Source organism: Sphingobium soli (assembly GCF_020782245.1).
Taxonomy (GTDB): Bacteria; Pseudomonadota; Alphaproteobacteria; order Sphingomonadales; family Sphingomonadaceae; genus Sphingobium; species Sphingobium soli.
The window spans coordinates 1-316 of record NZ_JAJGNP010000054.1 but is presented as its reverse complement, the minus strand read 5'-3'; the positions used below and the strand labels follow the sequence as shown (position 1 = coordinate 316).

Annotated in this window: 1 tRNA gene; it reads left to right on the top strand. The window is 59.8% G+C overall.

The window, feature by feature from the left end:
- Positions 1-242 precede the first annotated feature (242 nt).
- Positions 243-316 (top strand) — tRNA-Ile (locus LL253_RS19705).

The window sequence follows — 316 nt, the reverse complement described above, 5'->3', positions numbered from 1 at the left end:
GCGCCAACGCTTGACGTTGGAAGAGCTTCGTCATTTCCGCAGAACATTAGCCGCCGTCCTCATGTCCCTTCATCACTAGAGATTAGCGCAACGGTAACGTTGTGCTGATAGGCAGGCCAGCCTGTGTGTTTGGCGCCAACGAGCCTTTGAGGGCTCGCAAGGCCGAACGGCCGCCGCCGCTTATGCGGCGAAAGCCAAGTCGACAGATGTCGACGCCGGCGCTTGAGGCTGAACAAACAAACGGGCCGGTAGCTCAGGTGGTTAGAGCGCACGCCTGATAAGCGTGAGGTCGGAGGTTCAACTCCTCCCCGGCCCA